General features: G+C 69.2%; 22 protein-coding genes. 12 read left to right on the forward strand and 10 right to left on the reverse strand.

The genetic code is table 11. The features are described from left to right. Nucleotides 1–34 precede the first annotated feature (34 nt). The 5 genes from ACSQ4M_RS01080 (at nucleotide 35) to ACSQ4M_RS01100 (ending at nucleotide 4,128) form a co-directional block, all read left to right on the forward strand. Nucleotides 35–376 (forward strand): hypothetical protein, encoded by a 342-nt coding sequence (locus ACSQ4M_RS01080; protein ID WP_436187834.1) that lies wholly within the window; start codon nucleotides 35–37, stop codon nucleotides 374–376. Then, nucleotides 373–1,779: a TolC family protein gene (locus tag ACSQ4M_RS01085; RefSeq protein ID WP_436187835.1), complete on the forward strand. Its 1,407-nt coding sequence runs from the start codon at nucleotides 373–375 to the stop codon at nucleotides 1,777–1,779. Before ACSQ4M_RS01080 ends, ACSQ4M_RS01085 begins: the two co-directional genes overlap by 4 nt. A 9-nt stretch (nucleotides 1,780–1,788) precedes the next feature. After that, nucleotides 1,789–3,162 carry a multicopper oxidase family protein gene (locus tag ACSQ4M_RS01090; protein WP_436187836.1) on the forward strand — a complete coding sequence of 458 codons (1,374 nt, stop codon included), beginning with the start codon at nucleotides 1,789–1,791 and terminating at the stop codon, nucleotides 3,160–3,162. A 16-nt stretch (nucleotides 3,163–3,178) separates the two neighbouring features. Beyond that, complete coding sequence (locus ACSQ4M_RS01095) at nucleotides 3,179–3,673, forward strand: cupredoxin domain-containing protein (RefSeq protein WP_436187837.1); 495 nt, start codon at nucleotides 3,179–3,181, stop codon at nucleotides 3,671–3,673. Nucleotides 3,674–3,792: 119 nt separating this feature from the next. Next, the gene (locus tag ACSQ4M_RS01100; protein WP_436187838.1) at nucleotides 3,793–4,128 is read left to right on the forward strand and encodes a copper-binding protein; all 336 of its coding nucleotides are present in this window, start codon (nucleotides 3,793–3,795) and stop codon (nucleotides 4,126–4,128) included. Here ACSQ4M_RS01100 and ACSQ4M_RS01105 read toward each other — a convergent pair whose 3' ends face one another. The 6 genes from ACSQ4M_RS01105 to ACSQ4M_RS01130 form a co-directional block, all read right to left on the reverse strand. After that, the gene (locus ACSQ4M_RS01105; protein ID WP_436187839.1) at nucleotides 4,129–5,373 is read right to left on the reverse strand and encodes an acetate/propionate family kinase; all 1,245 of its coding nucleotides are present in this window, start codon (nucleotides 5,371–5,373) and stop codon (nucleotides 4,129–4,131) included. After that, on the reverse strand, nucleotides 5,370–6,821 hold the full coding sequence (locus tag ACSQ4M_RS01110; protein ID WP_436187840.1) for a bifunctional enoyl-CoA hydratase/phosphate acetyltransferase: 1,452 nt from the start codon (nucleotides 6,819–6,821) through the stop codon (nucleotides 5,370–5,372). Before ACSQ4M_RS01110 ends, ACSQ4M_RS01105 begins: the two co-directional genes overlap by 4 nt. Continuing rightward, on the reverse strand, nucleotides 6,818–9,232 hold the full coding sequence (locus ACSQ4M_RS01115) for a DUF3141 domain-containing protein (RefSeq protein ID WP_436187841.1): 2,415 nt from the start codon (nucleotides 9,230–9,232) through the stop codon (nucleotides 6,818–6,820). Before ACSQ4M_RS01115 ends, ACSQ4M_RS01110 begins: the two co-directional genes overlap by 4 nt. 157 nt (nucleotides 9,233–9,389) lie before the next feature. Further along, entirely contained in the window at nucleotides 9,390–10,484 is a 1,095-nt protein-coding gene (pstS, locus tag ACSQ4M_RS01120) for a phosphate ABC transporter substrate-binding protein PstS (RefSeq protein WP_436187842.1), read from the reverse strand. 5 nt (nucleotides 10,485–10,489) lie between these two features. Next, a complete protein-coding gene (locus tag ACSQ4M_RS01125; protein ID WP_436187843.1) occupies nucleotides 10,490–12,193 on the reverse strand; it encodes a Na/Pi cotransporter family protein in 1,704 nt (567 codons plus the stop codon). A gap of 142 nt (nucleotides 12,194–12,335) precedes the next feature. After that, nucleotides 12,336–13,310: a magnesium and cobalt transport protein CorA gene (locus tag ACSQ4M_RS01130; RefSeq protein ID WP_436187844.1), complete on the reverse strand. Its 975-nt coding sequence runs from the start codon at nucleotides 13,308–13,310 to the stop codon at nucleotides 12,336–12,338. Between the two features lie 142 nt (nucleotides 13,311–13,452). Between ACSQ4M_RS01130 and ppk2 the strand changes: the two genes are divergently transcribed. Both ppk2 and ACSQ4M_RS01140 read left to right on the forward strand, forming a co-directional pair. Continuing rightward, nucleotides 13,453–14,370, forward strand: a complete 918-nt coding sequence (gene ppk2, locus ACSQ4M_RS01135; protein WP_436187845.1) for a polyphosphate kinase 2 — start codon at nucleotides 13,453–13,455, stop codon at nucleotides 14,368–14,370. A 112-nt stretch (nucleotides 14,371–14,482) separates the two neighbouring features. Next, nucleotides 14,483–15,166, forward strand: coding sequence for a glutathione S-transferase family protein (locus ACSQ4M_RS01140; protein ID WP_436187846.1), 684 nt, complete (start codon nucleotides 14,483–14,485; stop codon nucleotides 15,164–15,166). A 3-nt stretch (nucleotides 15,167–15,169) separates the two neighbouring features. On the opposite strand, the gene ACSQ4M_RS01145 is transcribed toward ACSQ4M_RS01140, so the two are convergent. The 4 genes from ACSQ4M_RS01145 to ACSQ4M_RS01160 form a co-directional block, all read right to left on the reverse strand. After that, the gene (locus ACSQ4M_RS01145) at nucleotides 15,170–15,466 is read right to left on the reverse strand and encodes a hypothetical protein (protein ID WP_436187847.1); all 297 of its coding nucleotides are present in this window, start codon (nucleotides 15,464–15,466) and stop codon (nucleotides 15,170–15,172) included. Nucleotides 15,467–15,631: 165 nt separating this feature from the next. Continuing rightward, on the reverse strand, nucleotides 15,632–16,480 hold the full coding sequence (locus ACSQ4M_RS01150; RefSeq protein ID WP_436187848.1) for a fumarylacetoacetate hydrolase family protein: 849 nt from the start codon (nucleotides 16,478–16,480) through the stop codon (nucleotides 15,632–15,634). Between the two features lie 22 nt (nucleotides 16,481–16,502). Further along, complete coding sequence (locus tag ACSQ4M_RS01155) at nucleotides 16,503–17,249, reverse strand: SDR family NAD(P)-dependent oxidoreductase (RefSeq protein ID WP_436187849.1); 747 nt, start codon at nucleotides 17,247–17,249, stop codon at nucleotides 16,503–16,505. After that, nucleotides 17,246–18,004: an SDR family oxidoreductase gene (locus tag ACSQ4M_RS01160; RefSeq protein WP_436187850.1), complete on the reverse strand. Its 759-nt coding sequence runs from the start codon at nucleotides 18,002–18,004 to the stop codon at nucleotides 17,246–17,248. The genes ACSQ4M_RS01155 and ACSQ4M_RS01160 overlap by 4 nt, the downstream gene beginning before the upstream one ends. Before the next feature lie 109 nt (nucleotides 18,005–18,113). Here ACSQ4M_RS01160 and ACSQ4M_RS01165 point away from each other — a divergent pair, with 109 nt between their 5' ends. The 5 genes from ACSQ4M_RS01165 (at nucleotide 18,114) to ACSQ4M_RS01185 (ending at nucleotide 23,492) form a co-directional block, all read left to right on the forward strand. Next, complete coding sequence (locus ACSQ4M_RS01165; protein WP_436187851.1) at nucleotides 18,114–18,824, forward strand: FadR/GntR family transcriptional regulator; 711 nt, start codon at nucleotides 18,114–18,116, stop codon at nucleotides 18,822–18,824. 26 nt (nucleotides 18,825–18,850) lie between these two features. Further along, nucleotides 18,851–19,831: a sialic acid TRAP transporter substrate-binding protein SiaP gene (locus ACSQ4M_RS01170; protein WP_436187852.1), complete on the forward strand. Its 981-nt coding sequence runs from the start codon at nucleotides 18,851–18,853 to the stop codon at nucleotides 19,829–19,831. 144 nt (nucleotides 19,832–19,975) lie between these two features. Next, complete coding sequence (locus tag ACSQ4M_RS01175) at nucleotides 19,976–20,533, forward strand: TRAP transporter small permease (protein ID WP_436187853.1); 558 nt, start codon at nucleotides 19,976–19,978, stop codon at nucleotides 20,531–20,533. 17 nt (nucleotides 20,534–20,550) lie between these two features. Continuing rightward, complete coding sequence (locus ACSQ4M_RS01180) at nucleotides 20,551–21,945, forward strand: TRAP transporter large permease (RefSeq protein ID WP_436187854.1); 1,395 nt, start codon at nucleotides 20,551–20,553, stop codon at nucleotides 21,943–21,945. Nucleotides 21,946–21,965: 20 nt separating this feature from the next. Next, on the forward strand, nucleotides 21,966–23,492 hold the full coding sequence (locus ACSQ4M_RS01185; protein ID WP_436187855.1) for a UxaA family hydrolase: 1,527 nt from the start codon (nucleotides 21,966–21,968) through the stop codon (nucleotides 23,490–23,492). Nucleotide 23,493 lies beyond the last annotated feature (1 nt).

A 23,493-nucleotide genomic window follows, 5' to 3' on the forward strand; every position in this document is an offset into this window, starting at 1 on the left:
GGCACACGCCGGCTCTCTCACATGGTTTTGAACAATGAACAAGCTCGCTCACGGCTGGGCACCTGCGCTGGTGCTGTGCCTGTCGCTTGGCGTGTCGGCCCAATCGGTCGGCAGCCAGGCAGAAGATCCTCAAGCGGCTGCGCCGGTGCTGCGCTACGAGTCCGCCTTCTCCGACTACAAGCCCCGGCAGGACATCCAGCCCGGCAACTGGCGCCAGCTCAACGATGCGCTGGTGGCCACGCCCAATGACCAGTCCGGCGCGCACGCCGGTCACGCCATGCCACCGGCTACGGGCAATGCGCCTTCCGCACCGGCTGCCGCCCCTTCGATGGCCGGGCCGCATGGGGGCCGCGCCATGCACGGAGGCAAGCCATGATGCGGCTCACGGCAGCAGCGCTCGCGACCCTGGTGCTGGCGGGCTGCGCCTCCTTCTCGCCTGACGGCGGGTTGGACCGAGTGGCCGAGCTGACCCAAGAGCGTGCAGGCCAAGGCATTGCACCCCAGCGTACCGCGCAGGATGTGGACCAGGCCCGTACCCGGGTCAGCGAGCTGTTGCGCCAACCCCTGTCGCCAGATGCCGCCGTCGAGCTGGCCTTGCTCAACAACCGTGGCCTGCAGGCGAGCTTCAGCCAGCTCGGCATCGCCGAAGCCGACCTGGTCCAGGCGGGGCGCCTGCGCAACCCGGTGTTCGGCTTCGGCCGCCTGGCGCTGGGGGGCGGCGCCGCGGAGATCGATCGCTCGGTGATGTTCGATGTCCTGGGACTGCTGACGATGCCTGCGGCCATCCGGATCCAGCAGCGCAACTTCGAGCAGGCCCAGTACGCCGCAGCGTTGGAGGCGGTCGGCCTGGCCGCCGACACGCGCAAGGCCTACTTCACAGCCGTGGCCGCGCAGGAGATGGTCCAGTACCTTCGGCAGGTCAAGGAGACGGCCGACGCCTCCAATGAACTCGCCAAGCGCATGCTGCGTGCGGGCAACTTCAACAAGCTGGCCCAGCTGCGCGAGCAGGCGTTCTATGCCGACGCGACAGCAGGGCTGGCCCGCGCCGAGCAGCAGGCCGTCGCCGAGCGCGAGCGCCTGACGCGCTTGCTCGGACTATCAGGCGCGCAGCTCGACTTCAGGCTGCCCGGGCGCCTGCCCGAGCTGCCGAAGTCGCCCACCACGCCGCAGAACGCCGAGCAGCTCGCCATCGAGAAGCGTCTGGACGTGTTGATGGCCAAACGCTCCACCGAAGCCACGGCCCGGTCGCTGGGCCTCACGAACGCCACGCGCTTCATCGATGGGCTGGAAGTGGGCTACCAGAACAAGAGCGAGACCGGCGAGCCGCGCCGCAACGGCTTCGAGATCGAGCTGCCCATCCCCCTGTTCGACTTCGGCGCCGCACGGTCGGCGCGGGCCGAATCCACCTACATGCAATCCGTGCACCGCACCGCAGCCATCGCCGTGAATGCACGGTCCGAAGTGCGCGAGTCCTACTTTGCCTACCGGACTGCGTTCGACCTCGCCAGGCACTACCGCGACGAAGTGGTGCCGCTGCGCAAGCGCATCTCCGAAGAGAACCTGCTGCGCTACAACGGGATGCTCATCGGTGTCTTCGAACTGCTGGCCGACGCGCGCGAACAGGTCCGGGGCGTCACCGACTATGTACAGGCCCTGCGCGACTTCTGGATTGCACAGACGAATCTGCAAACCGCGCTGACGGGCCGCTCGCCCGGCGGCGCTACCGCGGCACCGGCTGCGCCCGGCGCAGCCCCCAGCGAACAGGCCGCCGGCCACTGAAAGAGCACCATGTCCAACCGCAGAAACTTCTTCAGGACGGCAGGCGCCGTCGCCCTGGGTGCCACGACGGTCAGCCGCGTGGGCGCCGCATCCCTGCCCGAGGCCGTCTACCAGAGCTCGCCGGCCATGCAGCCGCCGCGCCCGCCCGACACGGGCCGGCCGTTCAACCCGGTCGCCACGCTCAACGGCTGGAGCCTGCCCTGGCGCATGCGCGACGGCGTCAAGGAATTCCACCTGGTCGCCGAGCCCGTGGTGCGCGAGTTCGCGCCCGGCATGAAGGCCAACCTGTGGGGCTACAACGGCAGCAGCCCCGGGCCGACCATCGAGGCCGTCGAGGGCGACCGGGTGCGCATCTTCGTCACCAACAAGCTGCCCGAACACACCACCGTGCACTGGCACGGCATCCTGCTGCCCTCGGGCATGGACGGCGTGGGCGGCCTCACGCAGCCGCACATCCCGGTGGGCAAGACCTTCGTCTACGAGTTCACCCTGCTGCGCGCCGGCACCCACATGTACCACCCGCATGCCGACGAGATGACGCAGATGGCCATGGGCATGATGGGCATGTTCGTCATCCATCCCAAGGGCCAGCGGCAGATGCGGGTGGACCGCGACTTCGTGTTCCTGCTGGCCGCCTACGACATCGAACCCGGCGCGGCCACGCCGAAGACGGCCGAGATGACCGACTTCAACCTGTGGACCTGGAACAGCCGCGTGTTCCCCGGCATCGACCCACTGGTGTGCCGCACGGGCGACCGGGTGCGCGTGCGCGTGGGCAACCTCACCATGACCAACCACCCGATCCACATGCACGGGCCGCACTTCGTGGTCACCGGCACGGACGGCGGCTGGGTGCCGCCCGCGGCGCGCTGGCCCGAGGTGACGACCGACATCGCCGTGGGGCAGATGCGCGCCTTCGAGTTCGATGCCGTGGCCGGCGACTGGGCGATCCATTGCCACAAGTCGCACCACACGATGAACGCCATGGGCCACGACGTGCCGAACATGATCGGCGTGGACCACCGGGGCGTGGCCGAGCGCATCACCAGGCTCGTGCCCGACTACATGGTCATGGGCGACAAGGGCATGGTGGACATGGGCTCCATGGAGATGCCGCTGCCCGACAACACGCTGCCCATGATGACCGGCACCGGACCCTTCGGCCCGCTCGAGATGGGCGGCATGTTCAGCGTCGTCAAGGTGCGCGACGAGGTGCGGCCGGGCGACTACAAGGAGCCTGCGCCCTACCAGCACCCGCCAGGCACTGTCGCCTACGAGTTCAAGGGCCAGGTCGCGCAACCCGCCCGCGCGCCAGCCCCCCAGGCGGACCGCAACACCATGACCGTGCGCAAGCCCTCCGGCAGCGGTCACGCCCACCACTGACACCCAGGACCCCGACATGCACACCAGAATCACGCTGCTCGGCCTTGCCGCGCTGTTGGCCCATGCCGGCGCCCTCGCGCACGGCGCCGAGGACCACCCGGCCAAGGCCAGGACGTTCGACGCCTCCACGGTGGAGGACACCGCCTTCGGCCGCGCCGGCGACCCCGCCAAGGTGGTGCGGACCATCCAGGTCGACATGGCCGACAGCATGCGCTTCACGCCCGCGGACATCACCGTCCGGCGGGGCGAGACGGTGAGGATCGTGGCCGCCAACAAGGGCCAGGTGCTGCACGAGATCGTCATCGGGACGCCCGGGGAACTCCGCAAGCACGCCGAGATGATGAAGAAGTTTCCCGGCATGGAACACGAAGAGGCCTACATGGCCCACGTCAAGCCAGGCAGGCGCGGCGAGATCGTGTGGCAGTTCACCCAGGCCGGCGAGTTCGCGTTCGCCTGCCTGCTCCCCGGGCATTTCGAGGCCGGGATGGTTGGCAAGGTCACGGTCCGATGAAGCGCCGCCTCGTTCTGTCCGCCGCCGCGGCATGCCGGCCGCATTCGGCAGCTGCCATGCCGGCCAAGACCGGCCGCGCATCGGTCTTCGCGCACCATCCCCGCACCTGAAAGATTCCCATGACATTCGCACACATCCTGGCCGCGGCGGCCATCGCCTGCGCCGCCATGGCCGCGCAGGCACAGCCCGCACCGGCCGTTGGCCCCGGCGCCCAGCAACAACCCGGTGCCGCGCCGCTGGTCGATGGCGAGGTCCGCAAGGTGGACCTGGAACAAGGCAAGCTCACGCTGCGCCACGGTCCCATCCCGAACCTGGACATGCCACCGATGTCCATGGTGTTCCGGGTGGCCGATCCGAAGATGCTGGACGCCGTCAAGCCAGGCGACAAGGTGCGGTTCACGGCGGACAAGGTCGGCGGGACCTTCACCGTGACCTCACTGCGCGCCGCGGACTGATCAGGCCTGCAAGGCCGCCACGCGCACCGTGTGGCGCGCGATCATGCTTTCCTCGTCGGTGGCGATGCGCAGGCACAGCACGCGCGAACCGGCGGCGCTGAGCAGTTGGTCCTGCGCGGTGTTGCGGCCCTCGTCCATCGCCACGCCCAGCCAGCCCAGGCCCTGCATGACCTCGCGCCGAACGCGTTGCGAGTTCTCGCCGATGCCGCCCGTGAACACCAGCGCGTCCAGGCCCTGTAGCGTGGCGGCCAGCATGCCGATCTCGCGCCGGATCGCGGCCACGAAGTAGCCGATCGCCTGCTCGGCCTCGGGCGTGCCCGCCGCCTCCAGCGTGCGCATGTCGTTCGACAGCCCGCCCGACAAGGCCTTGAGGCCGGACTGCTGGTACAGCAGCTGCGACAGATCCGCCACCGGCATCTGCCGCTGCTCCATGAGGTACAGCAGCACGCCCGGGTCGATGCGGCCGCAGCGCGTGCCCATGGGCAGGCCATCCAGCACCGAGAAGCCCATGGTGGCGGCCACCGAGCGGCCCTGGCGCAGGCCGCACAGCGAGGCGCCATTGCCCAGGTGGGCGACGACCACGCGGCCCAGCGCCTCGCCCGGGTCGAGCGCGCGCAACCGGCCGGCGATGAACTCGTACGACAGCCCATGGAAGCCGTAGCGCCGCACGCCCTCGGCGTGAAAGTTGCGCGGCAGCGCGAAGGCGTCCTCGTTGAAGCCCAGGCCGCGGTGGAAGCCCGTGTCGAAGCAGGCCACCTGCGGCACGTCGCCGAAGCTCGCGCGCGCGGCCGCGATGCCAGCCAGGTTGTGCGGCTGGTGCAGGCGCGCCAGCGGCACCAGCGCCTGCAGCTGCGCGAGGACGGCTTCGTCGATCAGCACCGGCTCGCCGAAATCGGGGCCGCCGTGCACGACGCGGTGGCCCACGGCCGCCACGCGCAGGCCGCGCTGGTGCTCGGCCAGCCAGGCGATGGTCCAGGTCAGTGCGTCCCGGTGGTCGGCTGGCTGCTCGACGCCGCTGTGCCAGCGATGGCGCGCGAGCACGCCGCCATCGGCATCGCGCACCTGGAAGCCGGCCTGCGCGCCCAGGCCATCGATCTCGCCGGACAGGCGCAACGCCAGGCCCGGCAGTTCGAACAGCGCGAACTTGATGGACGAGGAACCCGCGTTGAGCGTCAGCAGCACCTCGGTGCCAGCGCCCGCGGCCGGCCCCACCGGGACCGCACGGAACAGTGCAGCCTCGCTCATGCTTGCACCTCCTGCACCGGCACGGCGCTCTGCCCCGTGCGCATGAAGTGCTCGGACAGCTGCGCCAGCGCGCAGGAGGCCAGCCGCGCGCGCTCGTCGTCGGCGCGGCTGGTCAGCATCACGGGCACTTTGGCGCCGACCACCAGACCGGCCGAATGCGCCATGGAGACGAAGGTCAGCTGTTTGGCCAGCATGTTGCCGGCCTCGATGTTGGGCACCACCAGCACCTGGGCCGCACCGGCCACGGGCGAGGCCAGCTTCTTCACGCGCGCGGCGCCCGCGTCGATGGCGTTGTCCATGGCCAGCGGTCCGTCGACGATGCCGCCCGTGATCTGGCCGCGCTCGGCCATCTTGGCGATGATGGCCGCGTCCATCGACGAGGGGATCGCCAGGTTCACGGTCTCCACGGCCGACAGCAGCGCCACGCGCGGGCAGGCCACGCCACAGGCGCGCGCCAGGTCGATCGCGTTCTGCGTGATGTCGACCTTGGTCGGCAGGTCGGGCGCCACGTTGATGGCTGCATCGGTGATGAACAGCGGGTAGGCCAGCGTGGCCACGTCGAGCGCGAACACGTGCGAGATCCGGCGGCCGGTGCGCAGCCCACCGTCCTTCTTGACCACCTGGGCCAGCAACTCGTCGGAATGCAGGTTGCCCTTCATGATGGCGCGCACACGCTGCGTGTGCACCATCTCCACGGCGTAGCGGGCCGCCTGGCCCGCGCCGGGCACGTCGAACACCGGCAGCCCGTCCAGCGTTGCGCCGAGCGACTGCGCAGCCGCCAGGATGCGGGCCCGGTCGCCGATCAGCAGCGGCGCGATCAGCCCACGCCGCCAGGCCAGCAGCGCGCCACCGAGCGCGTTGGCATCGTCGGGGCAGACCACGGCGGTGGGCATGGGCGGCAGCGCGGCGGCGGCGTCGATCAGCCGCGTGAAGTGGTCGTGCGCGTCCAGCAACACGGCCGGCAGCTCGCGCGCGCCGGTCACCACGCGCTGCGTGGGCGCATCCACGCGCACCGGGCCGCTGGCGATCAGGCGGCCATCGGCATGGCGCACCTCGGTGTCGAACAGCACGGCCGGTGCGGCCAGCTTCTCGACCACGCGCACAGAAACCTGCAGCGCATCGCCCAGGCGTGCCGGTTCGCCGAAGGCCATCTGCGCGTCGCGGTAGCGCGTGCCGGTGCCAGGCAACACGTTGCCCAGCACGCTGGAGACCAGCGAGGCGATCCACATCGAGGGCACGAAGCAGTCGTCCACGCCGTCACCGTCCAGGTCCATCGCCTGGCCTGGCGTGGTCATGGGGTTCAGGTTGCCCGAGGCGTGGGCGAACAGGTACAGGTCGCGCTCGGTCACGCTGCGCTGGATGCTGGCGGACTCGCCCACGCGCAGTTCGTCCCAGGTGCGGTTGGCGCGGCTGCCGGCAGGCAGCGACAGGTCGGCCGGCGCGTTCATGCCGTGGCCTTCGCGCGGGCGGTCCGGCGCCGGGTGGGCGGCGGTGCGGGACTGTCCTCGTCGGACTCATCGCCTTCGTCGTGGACGATGGGCGCGGCCAGCGGCAGGCGCAGCAGCGCCTCGAAGCGCTGCAGCAGGTCCTGGGCTGCAGCATGCGCGGCCGCGTGCTGGCTGGGGCCCTCGCCCATGATGGCGTGCACGGCAGCCAGCGCATCGCGGCGCTCGGCCTCCGTGTCCAGCAGCAGCGGCAGCGTGGCCAGCGCCTGCTCGGGTTCGAACTCGATGGCGATGGACTGCTGGTAGACCACGCGGCCCCAGGCCTCCTCGTCCATGCGCGCGAACTCGGCCGTGGCGCGGTAGGTCTGCAGCCGCTCCAGGCGCGAGCGGCGCAGGTAGCCGCGCGCCTTGGCCATCAGCAGCAGCATGCGCACCGTGCCCTCGACGGCGCCGCCCTCGGTCATGCCGTCCAGCGCCGCGCGCACATCGGGCAGCGCACGCAGGTCCTCGCGGCGCCGCGCGTGGCGCTGCGTCAGCGCGGGCGTGGCCATGCGCTGCACCGCGGGCGCGCCGTAGAGCAGGTGGAACAGCAGTTCGTTGCGGCCGTCGCGCAGGTCGCGGTACAGGTTCAGCTGCTGCTCCAGCAGCTGCGCGCCCATGCGTTCCCAGGCCAGGAAGGGGTTGGCGGCATCGACGGGCGTGCGTTGCGCGCGCGCCTGTTCGGCCAGCGTGGCGACCTGCCCCATCAGCGGGTTGCGGTCGGAGTAGGCCACGCGCCGCGCGCGCAGCGGCTGCATGGCGCGGAAGGCCTTCGCGGCTGGCGGCGTGACGGCCGCACGCACGAGCGGGCGCAGCGTCGTCTCGTACACCTGGGTGCCGAGCTCGGACAGCCGCGCCACCGAGGCGAACTGCGCCTCTTCGTCGCGGCCGTCATCGAACGCCAGGATGTCCTCGATCTCGCGCGGCTCGAAGCGGATGCGCACGCGGTCCTCGTCGTCCAGCCGCATCTCGTACAGGCCGGGCGGCAGCGCCTCGAGCGCGGCCATCACATCGGTGATGGCGTCATGCTCGCGGCCGGCGATCTTGGCCGAGACGAAGATGCCCAGGTGGCCGATGTCGGCATGCACCATGTAGACGATGCGCTGGCCGTGGGCGCGGATCTCGTCGGCGTCGGCATACAGGTCGGGGATCCAGTTCAGCGCCTGCGGCGGCGGCGTGATGTTGTCGCCCTCGGAGGCGAACACCACGATGGGCGAGCGGATCCTGCGCAGGTCGATGCGCTCGCCACCGAGCTCGGCCTCGCCGCGCGCGAGCTTGTTGCCCACGAACAGGTTCTCCACGATCCAGCGGATCTCAGCCTCGGTCATCAGGAAGAAGCCGCCCCACCAGCGCTCGAACTCGAGGAAGCGTTCTGCTTCCGTGTCCACGTTGGCGTAGAGGTGGTAGACCTTCTTGAACAGGCTGTTGGCCGGGTTCAGGCCCTCGAAGTTGGCGACCAGGGCCGAGCCGTCGAAGATGCCGTCGCCCAGGTCCGACAGCAGCAGCGCCGGCAGCGCACCGCCGCGCAGGCCGCCGACGTAGCGCATCGGGTTCTGCCCGGTCTTTCCGGCCCAGTAGGACATGGGCGCACCGTTGATGACGACCGGGCCGACCAGCTCGGGCCGGGAGGCGGCCAACAGCATGGTGGCCCAGCCGCCCTGGCAATTGCCGACCACGGCCGGCCGGTGCGCCCCGGGGTGGCGCGCGGCGATCTCGGACAGGAACAGCAGCTCGGCATCGCGCACGTCGGCCAGGGTCTGGCCCGGCTCGGGCACGGGGCGGAACGCGACGAAGTAGACCGGGTGGCCGTTCTTGAAGGCCTCGCCAACCTGGCTGTCGGCCTTGAAGCCGCCGATGCCGGCGCCGTGGCCCGCGCGCGGGTCCACGATCATGAACGGGCGCTTGCCCTCGTCGACCACCGCGCCCGCGGGCGGCACCACGCGCAGCAGCTGGTAGTTCACGGGGCGCGGCAGCGTGGCGCCGTCCAGCACGAGTTCGTAGTCGAAGTCCAGCACCGGCGGCATGCCGGCGGCCTCGTGTTCGAGGAAGGTGTTGCCGCGGCGGCGCAGCGTGTCCAGCAACAGCAGCTGGCGCTGGGTGGCATCGCGCCAGTAGTCCTGCCATTGCGCGGCCAGCGCGGCGCCATCGGCCGGCGGCTGCCACAGCGATGCGAACAGCTGCTGCATGCTCTGCGCCAGCGCGCCCAGCCCGGCCTGGGCCTGCTGCGCCTGGCGTTCGGCCAGGCGGCCGATCTGCGCGCCGAAGGCACGCTGGCCGTCCCAGGCGGCGCGTGCGTTGTCGGCCTGTTGCTGCCAGTGCGCGCCGTGGGCGAGCCAGGGGATGGAGAACGGAGCCGGCGATGTCGGCAAAGGCATGGTGTGCGTCCTGGAGGCAAGCGTTGAGGAAAGGCCGGCAGGGGGCCAGCCTTGCGCCGAACCAGCATAGGAAGCGCACTTGACAGCGGCGTGTCGGTGCCGCACCGAAGAAAAACGGCGCCGGAAACCGGCGCCGTTGCACGCGGAACGCGGCCGCCTACAGCGGGGCAGCGCGTGCGGCCAGCGTCTCGCGCACAGTGCCGATCACGGCCACCGGCAGCGGCACGTAGCCCAGTTGTTCGGCCGCGAGCCGGCCCTCGACCAGCGCCCAGTCGAAGAAGGCCAGCGTGCGCTGCGGGCGGCCACTGCGCAGGTTGTCGCGCATGAGGCCGAACACCGTGGCCACGACGGGGTAGCTGCCGGCACCGGGGCTGTCGACCAGCACCTGGTCGAAGTCGCGCGCGGCGTCCCAGCGTGCGGACTGCGCGGCCTCGGCAGCCGCCGCGGCCGACGGCGCCACGAAGGCGCCGGCCGCGTTGCGCAGCGCCACCACCGTGAGTCCGGCCTGGCGCGCCTGCACGGCGTCCAGGTAGCCCAGGGCATTGGGCGTGCGGCGCAGCGCCTCGGCCATGCCGGCGCTGCCGCGCACGCCCTGGCCCACGGGCCAGCGCACCTGCGCGTCGGCACCGGCCTTGGCACGCCAGTCGGCGCTCTGGCCGGCCAGGTAGTGCGTCAGCGTGAAGGTGCTGCCCGAACCGTCGCTGCGGCCGACCACGGCAATCGCCGCGTCGGGCAGCGCCAGCTGCGGGTTCAGCGCGCGGATGGCGGCGTCGTTCCAACGCTGGATGCGGCCCAGGTAGATGTCGGCCAGCACCGGGCCGGACAGGCGCAACTCGCCGCGCAGGCCCGGCAGGTTGGCCGCCACGGCGATGCTGCCCAGCACGATGGGGAACTGCACCAGGCGCTGGCGCCTGAGCTCGGCCGAGGACAGCGGCACCTCGCTGAGCGCGAAGTCCACCGCGCCGGCACGCAGCCGCGCCATGCCGGCCAGCGAGCCGACCGGCTCGTAGTCCAGCGCGGTACCGTTCATGTCGTCGTCAAGCCCGGCGTTGGGCGTGGCGTGGGCGATGCCGCCGGCCAGGTGGTGGCGGTACTCGCGCACCCAGCGCGCGGCCAGCGGATGGACGAAGGTGGAGCCGGCGCCCTGCAGGCCGGCGCGGCCGAACTCATCTTGCGTCTGGGCCATGGCCGGCGCCAGCGCCGCGCCCAGGAGGGCGGCCAGCGCGGTGCGGCGCGAAGGCAGCGTGCGCATGGCGCTCACCCTGCCACCGGCACGGACTGCGTGCGCAGGCCGGCAGCACCCGGGCGGCTCTCGAAGCGGCCCAGGTCGCGCGAGACCGACAGGCGCTCGCTGAAGATGCGCTCGACCAGGAAGAAGGCGCGCTCGGCGCTGCCCAGCAGCGCCAGCACGGCACCGCGCTCGTCCCACGACAGGCCCTGGCCCAGGTCCAGCGCACGCTTGCGCAGCGCCAGCAGCTGCGGTGCGTTGTCTTCCTGCACGTTGCCGCCGAGTTCGCCGCGCGTGACGCGCTTGGCCACGGCGGCATCCACCAGGGCCAGCAGTTCGGCGACCAGCGGCCTGGCCTGGCCGGAGAAGGCCTGCCGCTCGACCCGGCGGCTGATCTGGTACAGCGCCTCGCCCAGGCTCGCGCTGAAGTCTTCTTCCTCGATCAGGCTGGCCAGCAGGTCGGCCTTGGCCGGGGTCTGGTCGGGCGTCAGCATGGCGGCCGTGTAGCTGCGGATCTCGCGGTTCAGCGTGTCCAGCGCCTTGTAGTGCGCCTCGATGTCGGTGGGCGCCCTGGCGTCGCCGCGCGAGGCGGCCATCAGCAGGCCCGCGCCTTCGACGTAACGCGACAGCTCCTTCTGCACCGAGACCACGCCGGCGCCGAAGTTGCCCTGGGCCTTGCGGTCCAGGTGGCGCGGCATGGAGTAGTCCTCCAGCTCCTCCTCGCTGCTGGCGCCGACGCGCGAGAGCACGCGCTCGAACACGCCGATGAAGGGGAACATCAGCACCGTGTTGAAGATGTTGAAGCCGATCGAGTAGATGCCCACGGCCACCGGCACCATGGGGTAGGTCTCCTTGCCGTCGGCCAACACCATCTGCGCCGGGTTCATGCCGAACAGGCCCATGGCCCACTGCAGCAGGTCCATGGACAGGAAGAACAGCGGGAACATCACCGCCACGCCCATGAAGTTGAACGCGATGTGCGCATAGGCCGCGCGCTTGGCGTTCTTGGTCAGGTTCAGCGAGGCCATCCACGAGGTGACGGTGGTGCCCAGGTCGGCGCCCAGCGAGAAGGCCACGGCGGTCTGCCAGTCCAGGATGCCGGCCGCGCCCAGGCCCATCACGATGCCAATGGTGGCCGAGGACGAGTGGATCATGGCCGTGATGCCGGCCGCGGTGAACACGCAGATCGCCAGTCCGCTGAACGTGGTGGCATTCAGGCTGGAGATGGCGGTCATGACCTCGGGCATGTTGCGCAGCGGCTTCAAGCCGCCGGTCAGCAGGTTCAGGCCGTAGAAGATCAGCGAGAAGCCGACGATGGCCAGCGCGATGTTGGTGGTCTTGGGGCTCTTGGCGAACACATAGACCAGGCCGAAGATGCCCGCCGTGATCAGGCCCAGCGGCCCCAGCGGCAGGGCGATCAGCCCGTTGCCCAGCGTGGTGCCGATGTTGGCGCCCATGATCACGCTGATGGCCGGGCGCAGCCCGACCACGCCGGCGTTGACCAGGCCCACCACCATCACGGTCATCGCGGTGCTGGACTGCAGCACGCCGGTGATCAGCGTGCCGGCCGCCAGGCCCTTGACGGGCGTGCCGGCGATCTTGCCGAGCAGCGCGCGCATGCGGTGCACGGCCAGGTTGTGGATGCCGTCGGACATGAATTCCAGGCCGAGCATGAAGATCCCGAGCCCGCCGAAGACGGGCACGAGGATCTCTCGAAAGATATCGACTTGCATAGGTGTGTTGGTGTTGGATGGAGGACGCCGCGAGATTACGAATCGCCCATGTCGTCTACATGACAGCGTGAATTCGTCACAACAAATTCACTGTATGCAAAGAAAACCGCCACACGCGCGGCATCGGAGTGCCGTGCAGCCGCTACAGCCAGCCCGCGCGCCGAAAGCGCCAGTACAGCAGGCCACAACAGCCCGCCATGAGCGCCAGACCGGCCGGGTAGCCCCAGCGCCACTTGAGCTCTGGCATGTGCTCGAAGTTCATGCCCCAGATGGCCGCGAAGGCCGTGCAGACCGCGAAGATCGCGGCCCAGGCCGCCAGCCGCTTGGTGACCTCGCTGTCCTCGATCGCCACCATGGACAGGTTCACCTGGATCGCCGTGGCGATGGTGTCGCGCACCGCGTCGATGGAAGCGTTGATGCGCGCCAGGTGGTCCACCACGTCGCGGAAGTAGTCCTGCGCGCCGGCGCAGACCGGCGGCACGCGGCCACCATGCAGCCGGCCCACGCCTTCGAGCAGCGGCGCGACGGCGCGCTTGAGCGCGATGGCGCGCTGCTTGAGCGCGTACAGCTGCTCGATGCTGGCGCGCGCCGCGCCCTTGGTGAAGATGCGCTGCTCGATGCCTTCGAGTTCGACCTCCAGCGCGTCGATGACCGGGAAGTAGCGGTCGACCACGGCGTCCAGCAGTGCGTAGAGCACGAAGCCAGCGCCATGGCGCAGCAGCTCGGGCTCGCGCTCGCAGCGCTCGCGCACGCCCAGGAAGCCCAGGCGGCTGCGGTTGCGCACGGACAGCACGTAGTTGCGGCCCACGAACACGTCGACCTCGCCCACGTGCAGGGCGGGCCGCGGGCCCACCGAGGGTTCGACCAGGTGCATCACGGCGAACAGCGAATCGCCGTACTCCTCGATCTTGGGCCGCTGGTGGCCGCAGCGCGCGTCCTCGAGCGCGAGCGGGTGCAGGCCGAACTCCTGGCCCATCTCGTCGAGCTCTTCGGGCGTGGCATCGGCCAGCGCCACCCAGACGAAGCAGCCGGGCCGGTCCAGGTAGTCGCTGATGTCGGCCACCGGGATGTCGGCCAGCTTGGCGCCGGCCGCGTAGGCCGCGCAGTTGATCAGCATCGCAACACCTGGTTCCTCTCCGGCATACAGCAGACAAGCGCTCGCGCATTGTTCCGACAGAACGGTGACAACGGCGTGACAGCATTGACACGCCGCTGTCATACGCCATTCCTAGCATTCCCGTTCCCAAAGGACCCGCACCATGAACGACAAGCTTCTCCCCGACCACCACGAGAGCGTGATGCAGCGCATCGAACGTGACCTGCTCGACAGCTACGACGAGGAGCTGGAGATGGAGATCGACGATGGCCGCCTGGATGCGGCCGGGGAAGCCGGTGCCGAGGACGGCCTGGGCCGCCAGGCCTACTTCCGCGAGCTGCTGCGCCTGCAAGGTGAACTCGTCAAGCTGCAGGACTGGGTGCAGTTCCACAAGAAGAAGGTCGTGATCCTGTTCGAGGGCCGCGATGCGGCCGGCAAGGGCGGCGTGATCAAGCGCATCACCCAGCGCCTGAACCCGCGCGTGTGCCGCGTGGCCGCGCTGCCGGCGCCGAACGACCGCGAGAAGACGCAGTGGTACTTCCAGCGCTACATCTCGCACCTGCCCGCGGGCGGCGAGATCGTGCTGTTCGACCGCAGCTGGTACAACCGCGCCGGTGTCGAGCGCGTCATGGGCTTTTGCAACGACGCCGAGTACGAGGAGTTCTTCCGCTCCGTGCCCGAGTTCGAGAAGATGCTGATCCGCTCGGGCATCGCGCTGGTCAAGTACTGGTTCTCCATCACCGACGACGAGCAGCACCTGCGCTTTCTGGGCCGCATCCACGACCCGCTCAAGCAGTGGAAGCTCTCGCCCATGGACTTCGAGAGCCGGCGCCGCTGGGAGGCCTACACCAAGGCCAAGGAAACCATGCTGGAGCGCACCAGCATCCCCGAGGCGCCCTGGCATGTGGTGCAGGCCGTGGACAAGAAGAAGGCCCGCCTGAACTGCATCAGCCACCTGCTCACGCAGCTGCCCTACGAGGAGATCGCGCACCCGTCCATCGTGCTGCCCGAGCGCGCGCGCAACCCCGAATACATCCGCCACCCCGTGCCAGCCGAGATGTACGTGCCCGACCGCTACTGAGCGCCCCCGGCCGCAATTGATTCGCGGCGCGCATCGGTCGCGCGCATTTTCGGCATCCACGGCGCGCCCGCGCCGCGCTAGCATGGCCAGCCCTGAACCCGCGGAATCCGCCATGCTCAAGCTCTACGTCGCCAACAAGAACTACTCGTCCTGGTCGTTGCGGCCCTGGCTGCTGATGGCCCAGGCCGGCATCGCGTTCGAAGAGGTCATGGTGCCCTTTGACGACCTGGCCGCCAGCTCGCCCTTCAAGCAGACGCTGCAGCCGCTCGCGCCCACGGGCCAGGTGCCGCTGCTCGTCGACGGCGACCTGGTGGTCTGGGACACGCTGGCGATCGCCGAGTACCTGGCCGAGAAGTTTCCCGAGAAGAAGCTGTGGCCGGCGGATGCGCGTGCCCGGGCCCGTGCACGCAGCGTCTGCGCCGAGATGCATGCCGGCTTCAGCGCCCTGCGCAACCACTGCCCCATGAACCTGGAGGCCAGCATGCCGGAAATGGGCCGCGTGATCTGGCGCGACCAGGCCGCCGTGCGCGACAACGTGGCGCGCATCGTGGCCATGTGGCAGGAGTTGCTCGACACCCATGGCGGGCCCCTGCTGTTCGGCGAGTTCAGCATCGCCGACGCCTACTACGCGCCGGTCTGTGTGCGGCTGGCCAACTTCGCGCTGCCGGTGCCGCCGGCCATCACGGCCTACATCGAACGTGTGCGAGCGCTTCCGGCCATGCAGCGCTGGACCGAGGCCGCGCTGGCCGAGCACCGCTTCGTGGACTTCGACGAGCCCTACCGCGCCGCGCCCTGATCCTCAGTTGGGCAGGCCGTGCCCACGCACCCGGTAGGTGGCATCGAACACCAGCCGGCCCGGCACACCCTGGTTCATGACGGTGTAGCGCAGGAGCTTGATCGGGGTTTCGCCGAAAGTGGCGTAGAGCTGGCCAGCCATCATGCGCGCGGCGGCCTGGCGGATCGCGGGCTTCTCGGCATCGATCTGCACGGTCAGGCGGTCCGGCCCGCTGCGCAGCACCGACATGCAGTCCAGGCCGCCGAGCTCTTCGAAGGCGGGAATCGTCAGTCGTTCGGTGCGCTGGGCCTGGGCTTGCATCGGGAACCTTCCTCAGGAGACGTTTCGGAAAACGCCGCATTCTGGGGAACCCTGGCAGTTGTACTTGTAGGACGGCACCGCTCCCCACTGCGGGCCGATGCTGCGGGCCGCGCCCTAAAAAAAGAAGGGGCGCCATGCGCCCCTTCCACTCGGCCGCCTGCGCGCTCAGAGCTTGAACGGCACCACTTCCTGGCGCTGCTCGCCCAGGCCTTCGATGCCCAGCGTGATCACGTCGCCCTTCTTGAGGAACACCGGCGGCTTCATGCCCATGCCCACACCGGGCGGCGTGCCCGTGGTGATCACATCGCCCGGGTTCAAGGTGTTGAGCTGGCTCACGTAGGCCACCAGCTTGGCCACGTTGAAGATCATGGTCTTGGTGTTGCCGGTCTGCATGCGCTGACCGTTCACGTCCAGCCACATGCCGAGCTTCTGCACGTTGGCAATCTCGTCGCGCGTGACCAGCCAGGGGCCGATCGGGCCGAAGGTGTCGAAGCCCTTGCCCTTGTCCCAGGTCAGGCCGTGCTCGAGCTGCCAGGCGCGTTCGCTGACGTCGTTGACCACGCAAAAGCCCGCCACGTAGTTCAGCGCATCCTTCTGCGAGACATAGCGTGCGCGCGTGCCGATGACCACGCCCAGCTCCACCTCCCAGTCGGTCTTGACCGAGCCCTTGGGCAGCATGACGGGATCGTTCGGGCCCTGGATGCAGCTGTTGGCCTTGGTGAAGACCACCGGCTCGCCGGGGATGGGCATGTTGGACTCGGCCGCGTGGTCGGCGTAGTTCAGGCCGATGGCGATGAACTTGCCGACGTTGGCCACCGGGCTGCCGAAGCGCGGCTTGCCGCGCACCAGCGGCAGCTTGTCGGTCTTGAGCTTGCGGATCTTGGCCAGGGCCGCATCGCCGAGCTGGGCCGCGCCGATGTCGGGCACCACGGACGAGAGGTCGCGCAGCTGGCCGTTGGCGTCGATCAGGCCCGGCTTCTCCTTGCCGGGGTTGCCATAGCGGACGAGTTTCATGTCTTGTTTTCCTTTTGGAGGGTCAGTAAGTGGAGCGGCCGCCCGAGAGGTCGAACACCGCGCCGGTCGAGAACGAACAGTCTTCGGAGCAAAGCCAGCCGACCATGGCTGCGACCTCCTCGACTGTACCGAAGCGGCCCATGGGGATCTTGGACAGCATGAAGGCGATGTGCTCGGGCGTCATCTGGTCGAAGATCGGCGTCTTCACCGCGGCCGGGGTGATGCAGTTCACGCGGATGCCGGTGTCGGCCAGCTCCTTGCCCAGCGACTTGGTCAGCCCGATCACGGCCGCCTTGCTGGCGCTGTAGGCGCTCGCGTTGGGGTTGCCGTCCTTGCCGGCCACCGAAGCGATGTTGACGATGCGGCCGTAGTTCTGCGCGCGCATGAGCGGCACGATCTCGCGGCAGCAGAAGAACAGGCCATTGACGTTGACCTGCTGCACCTGCTCCCAAGCCTCTGGCGGGTAGTCCCAGAGCTTGACGTTGGGGCCCGTGATGCCGGCGCTGTTGACCAGGATGTCGACCGCCGCGTGCGCGGCGCCGGTCTGGCGCGCGGCCTCAGCCACGCTGGCGTGCGCGGCCACGTCGACCTGCACCGTGTCCACCCCGCTGCCCAGCGCCGCGCTGGCCTGGGCCAGCGCCTCGGCATTGCGGTCCCACAGCGTGACGGTGGCACCCGAGGCCAGCATGCGCTGCGCGATGCCGAAGCCCAGGCCCACGGCCCCGCCCGTGATGACCGCGTGGCGGCCCTTCAGGTCCAGCTGGTTCATATCGTCATGCCGCCGTCGACCGAGAACACCTGGCCCGTGGCGAACACCGACTCGTCGCTGGCCAGGTAGGTCACGATGGGCACGATCTCGGCCGCCTGCGCGAGCCGGCCCATGGGCTGGCGCGCCACGAAGGCCTTGCGCGCCGCCACCGGGTCGGCCTGGGCGTTGATGCGCTCGCCCAGCGAGGGCGTGTCCACCGTGCCGGGCGCGATGGCATTGCAGCGGATGCCGCGCGCCACGTAGTCGGCCGCCACGCTCTTGGTCAGGCCGATCACCGCCGCCTTGCTGGTGCCGTAGACGCAGCGGCTGGGCAGCCCCTTCAGGCTGCTGCACACGCTGGCCATGTTGATGATGCTGCCGCGGCCCTGGCCACCCTGGCCGTCGTCGTTGGCCAGCATGCGCGGCAAGGCCGCCTGGATGGCCCAGAACTGCGCCCGCACGTTGAGGTTCAGCGCGAACGCCAGGTCGTCGTCGGTGGCGTCGAGGATGGGGCCGTTGTGCACCACGCCGGCGCAGTTGAACAGCACGTCGATGCCCGGCATGCCCGCCACCAGGGCCGCGATGGCGGCCTTGTCCAGCACGTCGAGCCGCTGCGTGTGCACCAGCGGCTGGCGCGCATAGGCCTGCTCCAGCAAGCCCTGGTTGACATCGGTGGCCCACACCTCGGCGCCTTCGCGCGCCAGCGCCTCGACCGCCGCGCGGCCGATGCCCTGGCCGGCGGCGGTCACCAGCACTCTCTTGCCCTGCAGTCGCATCGCGTCTCCTCGTGTTCAGGGTTTCGCCGGATGGGTGCCACCCGGAAGCTGTGGAATTATCAATTGGTCAGACCACTTGGCCAATTCAGTACAAGCCCTAAGAACCACCGTGCCGCTGCAGTCCATCGCCCCGCAACGCCTGTACCGCCAGATCGCCGACCAGCTGCGTGCGCTGATCGCGCAGGGCGAGTTCGCCGTGGGCGCGCGCCTGCCGGCCGAGCGCGAGCTGGCCGTGCAGCTGGGCGTGAGCAGGCCCTCGGTGCGCGAGGCGCTGATCGCGCTGGAGGTCGAGGGCTGGGTCGAAGTGCGCACGGGCTCGGGCGTCTACGTGCTGGAACGCGAGCGCCGTGCCGCCACGCCGGTGGCGGAGACCGAATGGGGCCCGCTGGAACTGATCCGAGCGCGCCGCGTGGTCGAGGGCGAGACCGCCGCCATCGCGGCCCAGCAGCGCAAGCGCACGCACCTGGACGCGATGGCCCGCGCCATCGACACCATGCGCGAACTGGCGGACCGCAAAGTCATGCCACTCGAAGGCGACCGTGCCTTCCACCTGGCCATCGTCGACGCCTGCGACAACCAGGTGCTCAGCGAGACCGTGCAGGGCTTCTGGGATTCGCGCCGCGGTCCCATCTTCACGCGGCTGGGCGGTTACTTCGAGACCGTGCCGTCCTGGCGCATGGCGATCGCCGAGCACGAGGCCATCCGCGCGGCCATCGCCGCGCGCGACGAAGCCGCCGCACGCACCGCCATGCACACCCACATGGACAAATCGCACCAGCGTTTCTCCGCCAGTTGGCGCCGCGCCAAAGAACTTTCCTGATCCCACCCACCGAGAGGAGACACACCATGCACAAGCGACACATCCTGAAGACGGTTGCCCTGGCCAGCCTGCTGGCCGCCACGGGCCTGGCCAGCGCCCAGACCAAGCTCAAGTGGGCCCACGTCTACGAGACCTCCGAGCCCTTCCACAAGTACTCGGTCTGGGCCGGAGAGGAAATCAAGAAGCGCACCAACGGCAAGTACGAGATCACCGTGTTCCCGGCCTCCACGCTGGGCAAGGAGGCCGACATCAACCAGGGCCTGACGCTGGGCACGGTGGACATCGTGCTGACGGGCGCCAGCTTCGCCGGCCGCAGCTACCCGCCGCTGGCCATCACCTACTTCCCGTTCATCTTCCGCGATGCCGAGCACCAGCTCGCCTACGCCAAGAGCGACGTGTTCAAGGAACTCGCCAAGGGCTACGACGACAAGACCGGCAACCACATCACGGCGCTGAACTACTACGGCGCGCGCCACGTGACCAGCAACGCCGCGCACCCGGTCTCCAAGCCAGAAGACATGAAGGGCCTGAAGATCCGCGTGCCCGATGCGCCTGCCTACATGGCATTCCCGAAGGCGCTGGGCGCCAACGCCACGCCCATCGCGTTCGCCGAGGTGTACCTGGCACTGCAGAACAACACCGTCGACGCCCAGGAGAACCCGCTGCCGACCATCGAGGCCAAGAAGTTCTACGAGGTGCAGAAGAACATCTCGCTGACCGGCCACATCATCGATTCGCTGCTGACAGTGGTCTCGGGCAGCACCTGGGCCAAGCTCAGCGCAGACGAGAAGAAGATCTTCAGCGAGGTGATGATGGAAGCGGCCGACAAGACCGGCCGCGAGATCATCGCGTCGGAGGCGCGCCTGGTCGAAGAGTTCAAGAAGAAGGGCAACAACGTGATCACGGTGGACAAGGCCGCGTTCCGCGAGGCCGTTCTGAAGAACACCAAGCCCACCGACCACGGCTACCGCCAGGCCGACTACGACAAGATCATCGCGATCAAGTAAAGGCTCTCCCCCGTTTGGCCAGCGGAGCCGGCCGATACCCCCACAGGGGGCGCACCCAGCGGCCTGGCAGAGCCAGTTCCGCGGGTGCGCTGGAACAGGCTTCGCTGCACTCGCCGGCGCAAGCCGCTGCACTCTGGAACACGCATGTCAGATCAGAAAATCATCGACGATGATGGGCACTTCCACGCGCAGGACGAGGAAGTGGACCTGTCCGGCACCATCGCAGAAGGCTGGGCCGCACTGGCCCTGTTCTGGCTGCTGGGCGCCACCGTGCTCTACCAGTTCGTCACGCGCTACGTGCTCAACGATTCCGCGGCGTGGACCGAAGAGGTCGCGCGCTACATGCTGATCGGCGTGGTGTTCATCGGCGCGGCCATCGGCGTGCACAAGAACAACCACATCCAGGTCGACTTCTTCTTCCGCCACATGCCGGCCACCATGGGCCGCTGGCTGTCGCGCGTGGTCGACGTGGTGCGCATCGCCTTCTTCGTCGCCGCGGCGGTCATGACGGTGCAGATGATGCTCAAGATCGGCGGCAACACGCGCATGACGGTGGTCGATGCGCCGATGAACATCGTCTACGGCGTCTGCCTGGTCGGCTTCATCGCCATGGCCTGGCGCGCGCTGCAGGTCGCGCGCATCCACTGGGCGCGCGGCTACAGCTTGCTCGAACGCCCCGAATCCACCATCGACGACCGATAACCCAGCCCCCTGCGCCCATGCTCAAGATCTTCTTCCTGTTGTTCATGGCCGGAGGCATTCCCGTGGCCATCGCCATGGCCGGCGCCTCGCTGGTCTACATCCTGGTGTCGGGGAACCTGCCGCCCTTCGTGGTGGTGCACCGCATGGTCAGCGGCATCGACAGCTTTCCGCTGCTGGCCGTGCCCTTCTTCATCCTGGCCGGCAACCTGATGAACAACGCCGGCATCACCACGCGCATCTACAACTTCGCGCTGTCGCTGGTGGGCTGGCTCAAGGGCGGCCTGGGCCACGTGAACATCGTCGGCTCGGTGGTGTTCGCCGGCATGAGCGGCACGGCGATTGCCGACGCCGCGGGTCTCGGCACCATCGAGATCAAGGCCATGAAGGAGCACGGCTACAGCACCGAGTTCGCGGTCGGCGTGACGGCCGCCTCCGCCACGCTGGGGCCCATCATTCCACCCAGCCTGCCGTTCGTGATCTACGGGATGATGGGCAACGTGTCCATCGGCGCGCTGTTCCTTGCGGGGCTGCTGCCAGGCTTGCTGATGACCATCCTCATGATGCTCACGGTCACCTACTACGCGCACAAGAACGGCTGGGGCCGCGACATGAAGTTCAGCGCGCCGCGGCTGATCAAGGCGCTGTCTGAGCTGGCCGTGGTGATCGGCTGGCCGCTGGGCCTGTGGCTCATCGTCTCCAAGCTCGACGTGCCCGCCCAGCCGGCGGTGTTCGTGGGCCTGGCCTCGTTGTTCATCCTGGACAAGCTGTTCAAGTTCGAGGCGCTGCTGCCCATCATGACGCCCGTGCTGCTGATCGGCGGCATGAGCACGGGCCTGTTCACGCCCACCGAAGGCGCCATCGCGGCCTGCCTGTGGGCCATGATCCTGGGCTTCGTCTGGTACCGCACGCTCAAGTGGAAGATGTTCGTCAAGGTCTGCCTGGAGACCATCGAGACCACCTCGACCGTGCTCTTCATCGTCGCTGCCGCCTCCATCTTCGGCTGGATGCTGACGGCCACGGGCGTGACCACCGACATCGCCTCCTGGGTGCTGGGTTTCACCAAGGAAGCCTGGGTGTTCCTGCTGCTGGCCAACCTGCTGATGCTGTTCGTGGGCTGCTTCCTGGAGCCCACGGCGGCCATCACCATCCTCGTGCCCATCCTGCTGCCGATCGCGCTGCAACTGGGCATCGACCCCGTGCACTTCGGCCTGGTCATGGTGCTCAACCTCATGATCGGCCTGCTGCACCCGCCCATGGGCCTGGTGCTGTTCGTGCTGGCGCGCGTGGCCGGGCTCTCGTTCGAGCGCACCACCATGGCGATCCTGCCCTGGCTGGTGCCGCTGCTGCTGAGCCTGGCCATCATCACCTACGTGCCACAGCTGGTGCTGTGGCTGCCCAAGATGTTCTTCTAAGCCCCGAGAGGCTCCCCACGATGACCCCCTTCATTCGCCTGCACCCGTCCGACGACGTGGTGATCGCCCGCGCCCAGCTGGTCGGCGGCGCCAGCGTCGAGAACTTCACGGTGCGCGGCCTGATCCCGGCCGGCCACAAGGTCGCGGCACACGCCATCGCCCAGGGCGCGCCCGTGCGCCGCTACAACCAGATCATCGGCTTCGCGAGCAAGCCCATCGCCCAGGGCGAGCACGTGCACACGCACAACCTCGACATGGGCCCGGACAAGGGCGACTTCGCACGCGACTACGCCTTCGGCGCCGACGTGAAGCCCGCCCCCGCCAGGCGCGAGGCCAGCTTCATGGGCATCGTGCGCGCCGACGGCCGCGTGGCCACGCGCAACTACATCGGCGTGCTGACCAGCGTGAACTGCTCGGCCACCGCCGCGCGCGCCATCGCCGACCATTTCTCGCGCCAGACCAACCCGCAGGCGCTGGCCGCCTTTCCGAACGTGGACGGCGTGGTGGCGCTCACGCACGGCACGGGCTGCGGCATGGACACGCAAGGCATGGGCATGCAGATCCTGTCGCGCACGCTGACGGGCTATGCCACGCACGCCAACTTCGCGGGCGTGCTCGTCGTGGGCCTGGGCTGCGAGGCCAACCAGATCAACGCCTGGCTCGCCACCGGCCACCTGGCCGAGGGCGAGAACTTCCGCACCTTCAACATCCAGGACACGGGCGGCACGCGCAAGACCGTGGAGAAGGGCATCGCGCTGATCCACGAGATGCTGCCGCGCGCCAATGCCGTGCAGCGCACGCCCTGCAGCGCGGCCCACATCACGATCGGCCTGCAATGCGGCGGCTCCGATGGCTACTCCGGCATCAGCGCCAACCCGGCGCTGGGCGCGGCCGTAGACATCCTGGTCGCGCATGGCGGCACGGCCATCCTCAGCGAAACGCCCGAGGTCTACGGCGCCGAGCATCTGCTGACACGCCGCGCCGTGCGCCGCGAGGTCGGCGAGAAGCTGGTCGAGCGCATCCACTGGTGGGAGCGCTACACCGCCGTCAACGAGGGCGAGATGAACAACAACCCCTCGCCCGGCAACAAGGCCGGCGGGCTGACCACCATCCTCGAAAAGTCGCTGGGGGCCGTGGCCAAGGGCGGCACGAGCAACCTGGAGGCCGTCTACGAGTACGCCGAACCGGTGACGGCCCATGGCTTCGTCTACATGGACACGCCGGGCTACGACCCGGTCAGCGCGACCGGCCAGGTGGCCGGCGGTGCCAACATGATCTGCTTCACTACCGGGCGCGGCTCGGCCTACGGCTGCGCGCCCTCGCCTTCGCTCAAGCTCGCGACCAACAGCGTGCTGTGGCAACGCCAGGAAGAAGACATGGACATCAACTGCGGCGAGATCGTCGACGGCCAGGCCAGCATCCAGGAGATGGGCCAGCGCATCTTCGAGCTCGTGCTGGCCACGGCATCGGGGCAGCAAAGCAAGAGCGAGAAGCACGGCTATGGCCAGAGCGAGTTCGTGCCCTGGCAGGTCGGCGCGGTGATGTAAG

It is taken from the genome of Pseudorhodoferax sp. LjRoot39 (assembly GCF_964253035.1).
Classification (GTDB): domain Bacteria; phylum Pseudomonadota; class Gammaproteobacteria; order Burkholderiales; family Burkholderiaceae_C; genus Pseudorhodoferax.